The 16,130-nt window shown below is 39.5% G+C and carries 12 protein-coding genes; 3 read left to right on the top strand and 9 right to left on the bottom strand.

The window, feature by feature from the left end; translation table 11 throughout:
* Positions 1–202: 202 nt before the first annotated feature.
* Positions 203–1,588: a 6-phospho-alpha-glucosidase gene (locus BM057_RS09920; RefSeq protein WP_092093416.1), complete on the bottom strand. Its 1,386-nt coding sequence runs from the start codon at positions 1,586–1,588 to the stop codon at positions 203–205.
* Between the two features lie 30 nt (positions 1,589–1,618).
* Positions 1,619–3,256 carry an alpha-glucoside-specific PTS transporter subunit IIBC gene (locus BM057_RS09915; protein ID WP_092093414.1) on the bottom strand — a complete coding sequence of 546 codons (1,638 nt, stop codon included), beginning with the start codon at positions 3,254–3,256 and terminating at the stop codon, positions 1,619–1,621.
* Between the two features lie 308 nt (positions 3,257–3,564).
* On the opposite strand from BM057_RS09915, the gene BM057_RS09910 reads away from it, so the two are divergent.
* Entirely contained in the window at positions 3,565–4,353 is a 789-nt protein-coding gene (locus BM057_RS09910) for a GNAT family N-acetyltransferase (RefSeq protein ID WP_092093412.1), read from the top strand.
* A 60-nt stretch (positions 4,354–4,413) separates the two neighbouring features.
* Here BM057_RS09910 and BM057_RS09905 read toward each other — a convergent pair whose 3' ends face one another.
* Positions 4,414–4,746: a PTS sugar transporter subunit IIB gene (locus BM057_RS09905; RefSeq protein ID WP_092093409.1), complete on the bottom strand. Its 333-nt coding sequence runs from the start codon at positions 4,744–4,746 to the stop codon at positions 4,414–4,416.
* A gap of 303 nt (positions 4,747–5,049) precedes the next feature.
* Here BM057_RS09905 and BM057_RS09900 point away from each other — a divergent pair, with 303 nt between their 5' ends.
* Positions 5,050–6,255: an IS110 family RNA-guided transposase gene (locus BM057_RS09900; protein ID WP_092093407.1), complete on the top strand. Its 1,206-nt coding sequence runs from the start codon at positions 5,050–5,052 to the stop codon at positions 6,253–6,255.
* Between the two features lie 459 nt (positions 6,256–6,714).
* Here BM057_RS09900 and BM057_RS09895 read toward each other — a convergent pair whose 3' ends face one another.
* The 3 genes from BM057_RS09895 to adhE form a co-directional block, all read right to left on the bottom strand.
* Positions 6,715–8,307, bottom strand: coding sequence for an ABC1 kinase family protein (locus BM057_RS09895; protein WP_092093404.1), 1,593 nt, complete (start codon positions 8,305–8,307; stop codon positions 6,715–6,717).
* Positions 8,308–8,319: 12 nt separating this feature from the next.
* On the bottom strand, positions 8,320–8,628 hold the full coding sequence (locus tag BM057_RS09890) for a phasin family protein (RefSeq protein ID WP_047392188.1): 309 nt from the start codon (positions 8,626–8,628) through the stop codon (positions 8,320–8,322).
* A gap of 331 nt (positions 8,629–8,959) precedes the next feature.
* Entirely contained in the window at positions 8,960–11,569 is a 2,610-nt protein-coding gene (gene adhE, locus BM057_RS09885; protein WP_047392202.1) for a bifunctional acetaldehyde-CoA/alcohol dehydrogenase, read from the bottom strand.
* 325 nt (positions 11,570–11,894) lie between these two features.
* On the opposite strand from adhE, the gene spxA reads away from it, so the two are divergent.
* Positions 11,895–12,308 (top strand): transcriptional regulator SpxA, encoded by a 414-nt coding sequence (gene spxA, locus BM057_RS09880; protein ID WP_047392190.1) that lies wholly within the window; start codon positions 11,895–11,897, stop codon positions 12,306–12,308.
* Between the two features lie 66 nt (positions 12,309–12,374).
* Here spxA and BM057_RS09875 read toward each other — a convergent pair whose 3' ends face one another.
* From BM057_RS09875 to BM057_RS09865, 3 genes are all read right to left on the bottom strand, one after another.
* Positions 12,375–13,640 carry an MFS transporter gene (locus BM057_RS09875; protein ID WP_092093401.1) on the bottom strand — a complete coding sequence of 422 codons (1,266 nt, stop codon included), beginning with the start codon at positions 13,638–13,640 and terminating at the stop codon, positions 12,375–12,377.
* A gap of 8 nt (positions 13,641–13,648) precedes the next feature.
* The gene (locus tag BM057_RS09870; RefSeq protein ID WP_092093399.1) at positions 13,649–14,926 is read right to left on the bottom strand and encodes an alkaline phosphatase family protein; all 1,278 of its coding nucleotides are present in this window, start codon (positions 14,924–14,926) and stop codon (positions 13,649–13,651) included.
* A gap of 118 nt (positions 14,927–15,044) precedes the next feature.
* On the bottom strand, positions 15,045–15,821 hold the full coding sequence (locus tag BM057_RS09865) for a MurR/RpiR family transcriptional regulator (protein ID WP_047392199.1): 777 nt from the start codon (positions 15,819–15,821) through the stop codon (positions 15,045–15,047).
* Positions 15,822–16,130 lie beyond the last annotated feature (309 nt).

Here is a 16,130-nt window from a genome sequence, read left to right as displayed (position 1 = left end):
GCAACAGTGCTTCCGATAACGGTTTTGCTTTTTCATTTTCCTGTCGCCTCTATCAACCTCGCTCCGCATCCTTTATAGTTGAGCTGCGCTCCCCAGAGATCTCCGCCTAACTTGTAACATCCGCACAACCGCTCCGCTGGGTTGCTTGCGTTGTTCCTGTGTTAGTGCTCGATCTCTTGCGGGGTCGCTCCGCATCCTCGTATTATATTGTAAGGGGTTCTTTGTTTGTTTCTGTTTGGTTTTCTTTTTTTAGTTCTGGCCAGTATTCTTTGTTGGCTTCGATTAGGTCATCCAGTATTTGTTTGGCTACGCGGGCATTTGGTACTGTTTTTGAAAGGATGATCGCTTGCCATAGTTTTTGGTAAGAGCCTTCTTCCCAAGCTTCAACAACTAGTTTTTCTACTGCAACTTGTTGTTCCATCAGACCTTTTTGGAAGCGAGGGATTTCGCCCATGACAAGTGGTTCTGGTCCTTCAGAGCCAACCATGCAAGGAACTTCGACCATTGCAGTTGGGTCAAAGTTTACGATTGATCCTTTATTTGGCACGATCAAAAGCATTCTTTCTTTTGTGTTATACGCGATGGCTCTAGCCAAGTCAACGATATAAGAAGCATGATCATCTGTGACCAATTGAGCATCTTCAGCAGTTTTAATGTTTGCGATGCGGTTGCATTCAGAGAATACATTCTTTTCACGGTGATCCATTACTTCGTTTGCACGTGTATATTCAGGGTTTGAATGCTCCACTTCATCTTGTGGGTAGAAATAATATTTCAAGTACGTATTTGGTAAGGTTTTAGGATCAAGTTCATAAACTTCTTTCGCTTTTCCATAAGTGTACATCCAGCTTTCTTCTACATCTTCTGAAGAAGATCCTTCTAACTCAGATGGTGTCACATAACCATGTTGTTTAACATGCTTTTGAATTTCAGGCATTAAATCATTACCGTCTTTGTCACGAATATCTGTCCACCAGCCAAAGTGATTCAAGCCATAGTAGCGCACCGTCATGTCTTTTCTAGACTGTAAGCCCAAGATTTCAGCCATTCGATGCTCAATCCCAACTGGCATATCACAAATATTGATGATTTTGCTATTTGGACGCAATTTACGCGTAGCTTCAGCAACGATGGCAGCTGGGTTAGAGTAGTTTAACATCCATGCATCTGGAGAATATTCTTCCATGTAATCAATTAATTCCAGCACACCGCCAATAGAACGCATACCATAAGCAATGCCGCCTGGTCCGCATGTTTCTTGACCGATCACGCCATATTTCAATGGGATTTTTTCGTCTTTTTCACGCATAGCATACTTGCCGACGCGGATATGAGCCATCACAAAGTCGATATCAGTAAAAGCTTCTTCTGGATCTGTTGTCGCTACAAATTTTATTTCTGGTGCACGTTCTTTTAAAATAATTTCTGTAGCATCTGCGATTTGTTTTTGACGATCATAGTCATTATCGTAAAATTTGATTTGACGAATAGGGAATTTATCTAGGTTTTCTAATAGCATCATGATGATTCCTGGAGTGAAGGTGCTTCCTCCACCTGCTACGACGATTGATTGTTTTTTTAATGACATTGATAAAACTTCCTTTCTTTTCATTCATTTTTATTTTGTTTCTGGCATAACGGTGTCACTGATGACATCGTTTGTTTGATTAACGATGTCTTCGAATTTTTCTCTTACTTGCGGAACATCTAGACCAACAATCACTTGAAATGCTTTGTCTTTTCGAACGACACCATGTGCACCGCCCTGTTTAAAGAAAGCATCGTTTTTCACCAAACTAGCATCTTTAACCGATACTCTTAAGCGGGTAGCACAATTATTGATCAGTAAAATATTGTCTGGTCCGCCAAGTCCTTCTAAAAAGATGCTGGCTCTTTCTGTGTAAGGATCATCTGCAACTGAAGCAGTAGCCAATGCACCTTCTACTCCGTTAGCTTTTCTTGCTTTGTAGTCTGCTTTTCGGAACATCTTCACTTCTTCTTCGTCTTCTCGTCCAGGCGTTTTAATATCCCATTTGAGAATGGCGAATCTAAAGACAAGGAAATAAATCAGGCTGAAAGCAAAACCGACACCAAATACGATCAAAACAGCATCTAAATGATTTGCCCACATCGGTACGACAAATTTGGTGATCACAGTCAGCAATCCGCTTCCGATATCCCCTGCAACACCAAGCATATACAGCGTTGCGCCTAAAAAGCCCGCTAAAACAGCATGAACTGCAAAGAGTTGTGGTGCTAAGAAAAGAAACGTGAATTCAAACGGTTCAGTGATCCCGGCTAAAATAGCTGTTAAAGCTGTAGGAATAACTAACGCAATGGTTTGCTTTCTTTTCTCTTTCGTAGCAGTAGCAATCAATGCTGCACCGATTCCGATCGGAGCGAACATTTTTGAAACATTATGCAAAGCAAATCCACCTGCTGGGAACAAGTCGCGCAATTTTCCAGGAGTACTTGCGAAATAATTCAAGTTTTCCAGCCAATAAGGCTCTATGCCACCCTCTACAACAGCTGGTCCATAAATGAACGGCTGATAAATAAAGTGATGCAGACCAGTCGGTATCAATGCTCTTTCTAAGAAAACATAAATACCAACCCCAAGAGAACCAGAACTTGCCAAGAAGCCTTGTAATTGAGCGATTACTGATTGAACAGCCGGCCATCCCCATGAAGTTAATAAAGCCATTGGCAGCATAGCGATAAAGCCAATCATCACAACCATTGAAGAACCTTGGAAAATGCCTAACCACTCTGGTAATTTCTTCTCGAAGAATCGGTTATGTATCCACACAACGATAGCAGCAATCAGGATGGCTCCGATTAAATTCGTATCAAGTGTTTTCACACCGCCGATATTTTTTAAGCCACTTACACCGCCCACTTCTAAGGAATAATCTACACCAAAAGCAGAACCCCATAGTTCCAACATTTTTGCAATAAAGTTATTCCAAGTCATATAAACCACGAATGATTCCAATGCTGCTCTTGCGTTGGCTTTTTTTGCTAAGCCAATCGGCAGCCCGATAACAAACAACAATTCCATATTGTTAAAAATCGTCCATCCGCCGCTCTCAACGATCGACCAAGACTCAGTCCATAAACTACCGCTTGCTGCAATGCCTCCTACGACTAATTCATTTTGCATGGCTATTGCAAGCGAGAGAACGATCCCGTTAAACGCAAATAGCAAAACCGGTGTAAACATTGCTCCGCCGAATCTCTGTAGTTTTTCCATCATTTTTCTCATCTCCCTTTTATTGGTTACTACTTACCAACTTACCTCGAACACCTTGGCACTACATAAATGTCGTTTCTTTGTTTCAAGCCCTCCCTCACTAAGATAGCGTTTTCTTCATGAATAGAGCATAGCATGTGTTGATAAGGTGAACAATATCTGAAGAGCATGTAGGGAAAGCGCTCACATTTCGTGATTTTTCTCAAATGCTGAGAAATTTCTCAGCTCAATTTATTTTCTTTGCTATCAGTATTGGATAAGATGACAATGTTGTATAATGAAAGAAACAATGAAGATAAGAGAGGTTTAAGATGATTACTTTTAATCAAATTGATACACACAGCTTTTTGGTAGAAGAAAATGAATTCTACCAACTTTACCATCAAGCTTCTGCTCCCTACATGTATGACTATAACTTCATGCAACTGAAGTATCAGCCAACAGTAGAAGAATTCAAACTACTTGAAGCGATCCTGCTTGATTTTCATCACTACCATGACCTAGAACACATCAAGTTCTATTGGCCTGAAGATAAAGGCTTCACAGAAGAAATCATCGCCTATTTCAGTAAAGAACATTATGGCATTGAGATCCTAGAGCTCTATGCTATTAGACCAGAAAACTTTTCTTCTTCTAAAGAAAATCATGCCGTTTCAGTTTCTTTTGTGACAGAAGAAACGTTGGAAGACTACCAAAACTTCAATAAGCAAATCGATCAACAAACCAGTCAAGCTTTTGCCGAGAGAAAACAGCAGCTGTATGAGGACAATTTTTATGATCCTTCTCGTCGTCAAGTCATTGCGGTCCTTAATGATCAAGTAGTTGGTACACTTGACTTGATCTTGAGTGATGAAACAGTCGAGATCGATAACTTCATCGTTGCTGACGCTGTCCAAAAACAAGGGATCGGTAGCGAGATGCAACAATTTGTTCTGCCATTTGCTGATCAACGAATGGTGTTACTAGTGACTGATGCAGATAGCACAGCCCGTGAGATGTATGTAAAGCAGGGTTATGAATATATCAGTTATCGGTTAGGGGCCGAAAAAATCATTAAAGAAAAACCGACATTTAAAACCAGTTCAGCAGAAGAGCACTGACTGGATAAATAATGACCGAACATAGAAAAAAGCGAACAGCTTCAGCTGTCCGCTTTATTTCTATTTTTGGCTTGCACGATATTCATCAATATTTGATTTGATATTCGCTACTTTAGGCCCATAAATCACTTGCACATTTTTTCCTTTTACAACGATTCCAGCAGCTCCTGTTGATTTCAGCTGTGGTTGGTTGACTTGTTCGCCATCTTTGACAGTTACCCGTAAACGAGTCGCACAATTGTCGACATCAATGAGGTTATCTTCCCCGCCTAAACCATTGATGATCTTCAATGACAGTGCATCATTAGGATTTGCAGCAGTTGCCGTTGAGGTCGTAACTGTCTCGCCTTTTTCAGCTGCTTTCTTAGCTTGGTAGTCCGCTTTCGTATACATTTTTGATTCTTCCGTTTCTTCTTCGCGTCCTCGTATAATATAGTTAGTTAATAAATATACGTATTTGTTAACTTTTTAAATCATTATGTCTCTCATTTGAGATATAATTTATTTGTACAGATAGAGGTTGTAGTTCGCATCCTTGGAGCCTTGTCTTCGTCGCACAGACTGACACCTCTTCTTTACGAATAATATACGAATGAGCTGGATGGCACATGGTTGTCGCATATCGAACGAGGTTGTATGTTTCGTAAAGCAGAGAGGATAACCTTTATCTAAAATTTTATAAGGCAGGTGTTCTTTATGTTTTTTGTTGGTATAGATATTGGTAAAAGATATCATGAAGCTGGGATCATTGACGCTGCTGGAAATCCCATCGGAAAAACTTTACGTTTTCCTAATACAAGTGAAGGTAGTCAGAAGCTACTCGAATTTTTTAATAAACAAGACTTGCTTCCTGAAAACACACACATCGGTATCGAAGCCACCGGTCATTACTGGTTGTCGCTCTTTTCTTTTCTTGATCATTTGGGTTTCCCCACCACAGTATTCAATCCTTTACAATCGGATGCTCTTCGCGGCTTTTTCATTCGTAAGACGAAAACAGATGCTAAAGATGCTTATTTGATTGCTCAAGTTATCCGTGTGGATCTGCCTGAAACCTCTACAGCTCCCAATGAAGATATCTTACGATTGAAAAACTTGGAACGTTTACGGTTCAGCTTTGTAGACCAAGCTTCTGATTTGAAACGCAAAACGATCACTTTGCTTGATCAAGTATTTCCGGAATATGAGACAGTCTTTTCAGACATTTTCGGCAAGTCCTCTAGCCAGATCCTACTCCAATCCCCGTTACCTGAAGATATCGAAGCAATCGATACTTCTGATCTCATCGAAACACTCAACCAAGTAAAATGCATTGGGATCAGGCGAGCTACCGAAAAAGCGAAACTACTGAAAGAAACAGCGAAGACTTCTTTCGGGATCACAGTCGCTCCGGATGTGTTTAAATTTCAGATCCAACTTCTTTTAGAACAGATCCAGTTGATTGAGCGTCAGGTCGAAGAGATCGATCTTCAACTCTCTCAGCTGATCAAAAAGCAAGATACTTTCATTACTACTATTACTGGTATTGGAGACGTGCTCGGTTCTGTTATTTTAGCTGAAATAGGCGGTGATATCAGTAAATTCGATCATCCTAACAAACTCGTTGCTTTTGCGGGATTAGATGCTTCTATCCATCAATCCGGCAATTTCAACGCCAGTACGACGCATCTTTCTAAAAGGGGATCTCCTTATCTCAGAAGAGCTATCTGGCAAGCTGCGTTCGTTGCTTCAAACAGTGATCCTGCTTTATCCCTTTACTACAAAAAACTTATAAGCAGAGGCAAACCGCATAAAGTCGCTATAGGAGCCGTTGCTCGAAAACTTACTCACATTATTTACGCTGTATTACGCGATCATAAACCTTATACACCACATTTGCCAACTTCTCTAAAAACAACCTAATATTATTTTAAAAAATTGGTTTTACCAAGCTTATTTGATATGCACTTTTTTATAAGTTTTCCCTATCCCTTCCCGTTTTTGTTGGTTTCTGCAAAGCAGAAACGAATAAAAGCGGGAAGGCCAGCAAGCGGAAGCGCGCAAGGAGCTAGAGAAAAAAATCATAAAAAGTATATTTATCCAGTTGACTTTTTATAGCTGGTCTTTTAGTTGAGCTGCGAAAGCCAGAGTCTTTGCAAAAAAGATAAGTTGTTTTGATGCGCGCTTCGCTGCTCTCTTCAACAACTTCCTGTTTTTGCTGTGACTCTTTCGGGCTTTCTCCGCATCCTTGTTTTTAGTTGAGCTGCGCGAGGCAGAGACTCGAGTAAAATTCAAAAGATGCTCACATGCGCAGGTTGCTCTGTGTCGCACTTTTTCATTTTCCCTTCGTCTCTATCAGCCTCGCTCCGCATCCTTGTTTTTTTACATTCTGCCGGATCGGATGATGGAGATGAGGAGCCATAGTCCTAATAGGCCTGCGCCGACGAAAAATGATAATCCGACAATTGAGGTGCCGGTTTTTTCGGTAGCGAAAATAATTAAGGCGGATGAAAGGATGAGGGCTGAAATGATCAGCGCAAAGACGATGCGGTTGACCATTTTGTTTAACCCGATCCATTTTTCGTCCATGTTGACGATATCAATTTTTATTTTTGTGCGGCCATTGTTTAAGTGATCTAAAAAAACAGCTAGGTTAGATGGCAGTTTTACCATATCTTTTGATACTTTTAAGGCAGACAGCAAAACTTTTTCTTTGCTGACGGGTCCGATGATGCTGAATTCGTTGCTTTCTTTCAAGTATTCTTTTGCCATTCCTACAATGTTGATTTCTGAGTAAATATCCGTCAGTACACCTTCTAGAACGGTAAGTGCTCGCACCATCACTGTAAAATCACTGGGCATAGATAGGCGATATTTGCGTGTCACTTCCATCATATCTGCGATCAATGTGCCGATTTTTAATTGGCTGAAATTTGTGGTTACATATTTGTCTATCAAGTAAGATAAATCATCATAAAAATGTGTCTGATCGATTCGTCCATGTTGGATCCCTAAAGAAAGCAGTAAGTTCATCACTTGATCTAAATCTTGAAAGACCAGTGCTTGCAATAATCCATTCAAAGCTTCTCGGTGTTGCGGCGATAACTCTCCCATAATGCCGAAATCAATAAAAAAGATTTTTCCTTCTTTGATCATCAAGTTACCAGGATGAGGATCGCCATGAAAATAACCATCTCGAAAGATCTGCGACAAAAAAGACAACAATAATTTTTTAGATACATCTTCCATATCATAGCCTTCTGCTAACAACTGCTTTTTGTCCATGATCTTAATGCCATCGATATATTCTTGCATGATCACTCGCTTGGAACTATATTGCAGATAAGGTTTTGGCACCCCTACACAAGCAATGCGCTGATTCAGCTCTTTAAACTTCACCATGGCCATTGCTTCGTTGCGAAAATCCAGTTCCCTTTTTGAAGATGACAAAATCTCTTCAAATACTTCTTTAGGATCTACTAAAAATTCTTTAAAAATATTGGGCGCCTTATCCACGATCCTAATAAACAAGTTGATATCTTCCACTAAGCTCTTTTCAATATCAGGACGCTGAACTTTGAGGATCACTTCTTCTCCGTTTTTCAATTTCCCACGATGAACTTGAGAAACAGAGGCGCTGGCTATAGGCACTTGTTCGATTTCATCAAACACTTCCATTAAGTCTTTGCCAAAATCTTCTTTAAAGATCGTCTGAATTTGTTCAAAAGGAAATTGTGGGGCTGCATCTTGCAACTTTGATAATTCTTGGATATAAGACTTTGGCAAAAGATCTCGCCTCGTCGACAAAATCTGTCCAATCTTAATAAAACTCGGCCCCAGCTCTTCGAAAGCCTTACGCAAGTTCACTGGATCCTGTTTTTTATTTTGTGAACGGATCTTCGTATGGTAAATATGACCAAAACCGTAAGACCCTAACACGCTGACGATTTGTCGCAACCGATCCCTGCTAGCCAAATTCACACGCTCCTACTCTTTATTGACCAAGTTTTCAATCTGCTCATTTAGCTCTGCTACTTTTTTCTCTAGAGCTGCAATATCTTCTCGTTGAGCAATATTCATTTGCATCAATACTTCTTGGATTTCTTCTTTACTTAAATCATCGCCTTGTTTAAATTTCCCTTTTCCTTTGCGAATCAATTCTTCACTGAGTGCTTTGCCTTCATCTACACTGATTTGCCCCTTCAACGATAAAGTGTTAATGGCTTCTTCCAACTTCTCAACCGTCATCGTTGCTCCGCCGATACCTGCCAAAATGATTTTTTTCAAATCGTTCATGTCACTTGACCCCTTTCAAAAGTTATGATCCTTGTCTTAAAAGTTTGAATAAAAACGATGAGACAAAAATCGTTCTATTTCTTGTATTATAACATTAATGGATTTAAATGGCTTATCATTTACTTATGACAGGACCATAAGCCAAGTAAGCCTCCTTACTGGCTTCGCTGAACCGCAAAGCACTAGAATAGGACCAGGTGTTCCTCGCTTCCGCTTTACATCCAGTTAGTCCTATACATTGAGACAAAAGAGGTATTTTTTTCTCCTCAAAAAGCTGAAAAGGAACTGATCAACAATCAGTTCCTTTAATCAAATTTAATTTAAACGATCTTTAGTCATTTGAATAAGCATCGACAATGATTTGGCGCAATTCAGAGATCAATGGTTGTTTTGGATTGGCTGTCGTACATTGGTCTAGGAAAGCGAGTTCAGCCATTTCATCCACGGTATCATCTAGTTTTTGTTGTGTCACCCCTTGATCTTTTAAGTTCATCTTAATGCCCAAGTCTGTTCCCAGTTGTGTAATAGCTTGCGCTAAAGCTTCTACGCGTTCTTCCGTAGTAGAGCCTTCTAAACCAAGGAATTTTGCGATATCTGCATAGTCTTCATCTGCTCGGAAGTATTCGTATTTAGGGAAAAGAGCATGTTTTGAAGGGTCTTTTGCGTTATACCGAATCACGTGCGGCAACAAGATCGCATTTGTTCGACCGTGCGGGATCCCATATTCTCCCCCGATTTTATGGGCGATCGAGTGGCTGATCCCTAAAAAGGCATTAGCAAATGCCATACCGGCCATTGTTGAAGCATTGTGCATACTGATGCGTGCTTCTTCATCCGCATATTGATAAGAATCACGCAAATGGTCAAAGACTAACTTGATCGCTTGCAAGCTCAATCCTCTCGTATAATCACTTGCCATTACTGAAACATAAGATTCGATCGCATGGGTCAAAACATCCATTCCAGTATCAGCAGTAACAGATTTTGGTACACTCAAAACGAATTGAGGATCCACGATCGCAACATCAGGAGTGATCGCATAATCGGCTAATGGATACTTCACGTGAGTTTCGCTATCCGTAATAACAGCAAATGGTGTGACTTCTGAACCTGTACCTGAAGTAGTTGGCACACATACAAAAGTTGTTTTTCTTAAATCTGGAATTTTATAAGTCCGTTTCCGGATGTCTAAGAACTTCTGTTTGACACCTTTAAAGTTAGTTTCAGGCTGCTCATAGAAAAGCCACATGCCTTTCGCTGCATCCATCGGTGAACCGCCGCCGATCGCCACGATCGTATCTGGCTTGAAGGCTTTCATTTGCTCGACACCAGCATAGACTGTGTTTGTAGACGGGTTGGGTTCAACTTGAGAAAAGACGTGAATACTGACATGATTTGAGCGGGCATTGAGTTGTTCAATCACGCGGTCAACATAACCTAATTGAACCATGCCTTCATCTGCGACAATAAAGACGCGTTCAATGTCTTTCATCTCTTGTAAATATCGAATAGCATTCATCTCAAAGTAAACTTTTTCCGGCAACTTGATCCACTGCATATTGTTTCTCCGTTTCGCAATTGTTTTGATATTGAGTAAATCCACCGTCGAAACGTTCTTAGAGACAGAGTTTTTCCCATAAGAACCACAACCTAATGTCAATGAAGGAATCATGTTATTATAAATATCTCCAATACCGCCTTGAGCTGTTGGAGAATTCACTAAAATACGACATGCTTTCATTTCTTCTCCGAATTTTTGTGCCAAAGCCTCATCTCTTGTGTGAATGGCAGCAGAGTGTCCCAGTCCTCCTAGTTCTAACATTTGTTGGCTCAGTTCAAAAGCATGTTTGACAGACTTTGCTTTGATCATGGCCAAAACAGGAGATAGTTTTTCTCTTGACAATGGATAATCTTCTCCAACACCTTCTAATTCAGCGATCAAAATTTTTGTTCCTTTTGGCACCTTAATGCCAGCTTGTTCAGCGATCGTAACTGCATATTGACCAACAATAGCAGGATTTACTGCTGTTTTTGTTTCATTCATCACAGCATCTTCCAGCTTTTTGAGTTCATCCGGTTTTACGACATAAACTTGATGTTTTTCAAATTCAGCTTTGACTTCATCATAGATTTCCTTATCAACGATCACAGCTTGTTCAGAAGCACAAATCATCCCATTGTCAAAAGATTTTGAAGCGATGACATCGTTGACCGCTCTTTTGATCTTAGCTGATTTTTCAATATAAGATGGCACATTCCCTGGTCCAACCCCTAATGCTGGTTTTCCAGTTGAATAAGCAGACTTGACCATCCCCGCTCCACCAGTAGCTAAAACGATGGCAACATCTTGGTGGTTCATCAATTGATTGGTTGCTTCCATAGAAGGTTTGTCGATCCATTGAATACAATCTTTTGGTGCGCCAGCTTCAATAGCAGCTTCAGCTAATACTCTTGCACTTTCTTTCGAACTTTCTTGTGCACTTGGGTGGAAAGCAAAGATGATCGGGTTTCTTGTTTTGATCGCAATAATAGCTTTAAACATCGTCGTTGAAGTCGGATTCGTTACAGGTGTTACGCCGCAGACGATTCCGACTGGGGAAGCAACTTCTGTTAGCTGAGCTTGTTTATCCTCATGGACCACACCTACTGTTTTATTGTCTTTGATCGCATTCCAAATCGATTCTGTCGCAAACATATTTTTAATACATTTGTCTTCATAGATTCCGCGGCCCGTTTCTTCGACAGCCATTTTTGCTAAACGCATATGTTCATTTAATCCCGCTATCGCCATTTGATGAACGATGTGGTCGATTTTTTCTTGGTCAAAGTGGCTTAATGTTTCTAAAGCTGCTTTTCCTTTTTGGGTTAGTTGCTGGATCATCCATTCTGTTGTTTCTGTTTTTTGCGGTACTATTTCTTTTAATGTTTCAACGGCTTGCATTTTCATTTTGTTTCTCCCCTTTTTGTTAATCATTTCACAAATATAATACCCTATTTATTCTAGATTGTAAATAACTTCACAATACTTTTTTTGTTTTTTTATTAAAATTATGTGGTTTTTTAAAAAAATAATTAATAAAAGTTTTATATCGTTATCTTTTTCACAATGTAAAGTCACTTATTTCATTGAAATAAAACCTAATTTTATGATAATAATATTAAAAAATATTAAGATTAAGGAAACAAAATAATTGCTATTTCTTGACGAAACAAGTATTATAATAGGTGAAGCGCTTTATTTTTCATTCAAGAAGGAGAGATAGTCAATGATCAACCTTTACGTTACAACGAGTTGTACCTCTTGTCGCAAAGCAAGAGCATGGTTAGAAGAAAACAACCTCCCTTACACTGAAAAAAACATTGTTGCAAATCCGTTATCTATAGAAGAACTGAAAGCCATTTTAAGATTGACGGAAGAAGGAACAGAAGAGATTATTTCGTATCGGTCACACGCCTATATCAAGTTATCAAAAGAAGTCGATATCAATGACCTCTCTCTGGAAGAATTGTTGGGTTTGATACATAAAAATCCAGAATTGATTCGGAGACCGATCTTAATTGATGAAAAACGAATTCAAGTTGGTTATAATGCTGACGAGATTAGATGTTTCCTTCCGCGTGAAGTTCGCAATGTCGGCTTCCGTGAGATCCAACAGCAACTTTATCTTGGTGCTCAATAAAAATAATGATTGAAAAAGCTGATGCAGATGAAGAACACCTTCATTTACATCAGCTTTTTTCTTTCTTCAATTTTCAGCTGCAGGCTTTACTGGCTCTTCTACAAAATGCAAGATGATCGCTCCGATAATAAAGAGGACGATCAAAGCAAATACACCATCTAAAGAATTTTTTGTATATTGTGTAATGATTCCCATCAATAACGGACCGACTACCGCTGCAAACTTCCCAAAAATATTATAGAATCCAAAGAATTCATTTGAACGTTCACTTGGGATCAATTGTCCAAACATAGAACGGCTAAGGGATTGAATACCGCCTTGAGCAGTTCCAACAAGCAAAGCCAAAATAATAAAAGTTGTCAAAGAATCAAGAGATAAGGCATAGACACATATCAGCAAGTAGGTTAGGATCCCCGTATAAATCAAGCGCTTATTGCCGTAGTGTTTAGACAACACACCATAAAGAATAGAAAAAGGAAAGGCTACGATCTGTGTGATCAGCATAACGATGATCAAATCATTCGATGATAGACCGATATCCGAACCTACAGCGGTCGCCATTTTAAAAATCGTCCCTACCCCATCAATATAAAAGAAATAGGCCAACAAAAAGATAAATGCATTTTTGTATTCGCGGATGTGTCTAAACGTTTGCCATAATCGTTTAAAACTGCTGCGAACCACCTGAGGCTGGCGTTCAATATAATGGATCTGCTGAACATTTTTCCAATAAGGCAATGTAAAACCAAACCACCAGATCGATGTTAAGACAAAACCCCATTTAATCAGTGCCATTTGAGATAATGGAAGAATCTGCGTCAACTGGAAAAAAATAAAAATAATAAAAGGAATCGAGCTGCCGATATAGCCGAAGCCGAAACCGGCACTGCTGACGCGATCCATTCGTTGCAATGTCGTGACGTCCATTAAAGATCCGTCATAAAAAATGTTGGCTACTCCAATCCCGATAGCAGACAATGCATATAGAAAAAGCAATGGAAGCCACTTATCTGAAGGTACAAAAGCAAAACCAAGTGTTGAAAAAATGCCGAGCAACGTTCCAAACGTGAACAAAGGATTGCGAAGACCTTTATAATCTGCGATCGTTCCCAATACAGGTGCAGAAATCGACACCAAAAATGTTGAGATGGCATTGGCATATCCCAAATAAGCTGTGGAATCTGCTCCTGATACTCCGCTGCCTTCCGCTACAGCCTTGAAAAATAAAGGAAAGACTGCCGTTGTGACCATGATAGAATAGGCTGAGTTGGCCCAATCTTGCATAATCCAACTCTTTTCTGCCTTCGTGTACTTGAATGTTATTTTATCCATATAGCCTCCTATTCTTCTCTAAACAAGGCTTTGATCACTTTGCCATCAGTTGGATGATTGAAAGTGTACCCCATGGCATGTAAAAAGGTGGGTCCTTCATCTACTAATCGTGCAAAGGGAATCCGTGCTTTTTCATCTATTCCAGGTCCTGAAATAAACATCATCGTTTCATACTGATCTTTTACAGGTGAAAAACCATGTGTTGCTTTATGATGATTTGGATGTTCTGTTGACTCAAACAATGGTCCAATTTGATCTGTATCGAAATAATATCCTCTTTCTGCTTCAATCAAAAACTGACAATTTTCATCAGCCCCTAACTGAGCTGCTTGCTGTCCTGTATAAATGAATGCCACTCCTTTTGGCAGTGACTGTAAAGCTTGAGCAACTTTTTCCAGATCGGCCTCTGGCTTTGCATAAACGTAACAAGCGCCATCTGCACTTTTAGCAACGACTTCCCAAGCAGTGATCTTCCCTTTTCGATCTCGCTTCAACCACCCTTTTTCTTCAAATAGTGTGTTCAAGTGAATCACTGTGTGGGTGTCGATTTGATAATGGTCCCCTAGTACAGCAATAATCGTTTCTTCAAAAATCCCTTGCTCTTTCATCGCCTCCATGATCTGTCCAAGATGCTGATCCATCCGATCGATCGCTGCAAAGGCTTCTGAAGAACGTACACCGAAATGATGACGCGTGCTATCCAGATCAACTAAGTGAATCGCCATCAGATCCGGATTTTTCGTTTTGATCGTATCTACAATACAAGCCGTTAAAAATTCATCTAATGCTGGCTGTTGGATGCCTTTGCGTAAATGGCCAAACTTGCGGTCCAATTCGATCGCAAAAAGCGGCGTAGAAGAATACAACGATACCAACACTTGATTTTGCCAAGGACGATTGGGAAAAATCTCTGTTAAGTTATAGTCGATCGACTTGCTGCGACCAGTTACCGGCCAAAGAAAACTAGCTGTCTTGTATCCTTTTTCGTGTGCTGCATCAAACAAAGAAGGCACTTTGATATCTTTTGCATACCAATGCCAATCCGGAGATTTCCTTTCGGGTTGAAGATACGTATTATTTGTGATGCCATGTTTATTGGGATACATTCCTGTCACTATGGAAGTATGTGCCATATAAGTCAATGAAGGATAAACAGTTTCTACCTTTTCAACAAGAGCACTTCTATCCAATAAGTACTTAAAATTAGGTAAGGTCTTAGCATACTCTAAGTCACTAGCCCCAAACGCATCTAATGAAATCATATAAAGTCGTTGTTTTTTTCTCATTTGACCCCTCTTTTCTTCCAAAAACTTTGATCAGTTTCCATTCATTTTATATCTTCATTATCTTATCTATATCACATAAGAAAAGTCAAAAAAAGTTTATTTTTCAATGCAGAACACTCTAGATCAGCAATTCTTTTTGTTCTAAGCGCATCACATATTCTGTGTATTTGCGGTAAAGCAAATCTGTGGCGATATAGATCGGAAGCAATGAAACGATTTCTTCTTCTTTATAGTCAAATGAGTTGACTTGAAAATATAAATTATAAGTTGCAAGCGATGCATAGCCGTTGTTTCTCAAATCGGTGATCGATAAAATCGGAATATTCCTGATTTCTAAGGCTTGCATCACATCTTTTGCTTCTTTAATATCCCCGCTTAAAGAAACTACGATCAGTAGATCTTCCTCAGTGATCGTGTGGGACACCATTTCGAATTCTGTTAAAGAGGATAACAACACTGGAAACTTATTTAAAGGGATCAAACAACGATTAAAGTTGGACAACACATCTCTTTGCCCCCATCCTGTTCCATAGCAAAAGATTCTCTTTGCGCCATGCAGTTCTTCTAAAATAGGTTCAAGTTCCGTTTGTTTGAACAGTTTTTTAGTATTTTCGATCTCATTATCTTGTAGATCAGTAAATGATACAGAAATTTCTTCATTTTTGTCTTTCTTCAATTGATTTCTTAGATCATATTTAAATTCGCTATAACCTGAGTAACCTAATTTTTTGGCCAACCGTAAAATACTTGATTTTGATGTCAGCGTTAATTTAGCTAAAGAAGTGATCGTCATGTTTTCAACACTTCTTTTATTTTTCAATATATAAGATACGATATCCATATCGTTTTCATTCAACTCGCTATAATGATGATTGACACGAGCTTCTAAATCCATAAAAAAACACCTCCATGAAGAGTTGTGCCTTCTTAAGCTGATTCCTACTTAAAAAGGCGCAAGACTATTATACCATAGAGGTGTTTCTTACCTTTTATTTAGTTTTAGCGTTTTTCACGATTGCCTAGACAAGAACTGAGCGCATGTTCATTTTCCTGTCGTCTCTATCAACCTCGCTCCGCATTGTCATGGCTCTTGCGATTTTAATCGCTTAGAGACATGATATACTTTGCCGAAACAGCAACAGTGCTTCCGATAACGGTTTTGCTTTTTCATTTTCCTGTCGCCTCTATCAACCTCGCTCCGCAT

The organism is Pisciglobus halotolerans (assembly GCF_900113675.1).
GTDB classification, from domain to species: domain Bacteria; phylum Bacillota; class Bacilli; order Lactobacillales; family Carnobacteriaceae; genus Pisciglobus; species Pisciglobus halotolerans.
This window is presented reverse-complemented; position numbering and strand designations above follow the sequence as displayed.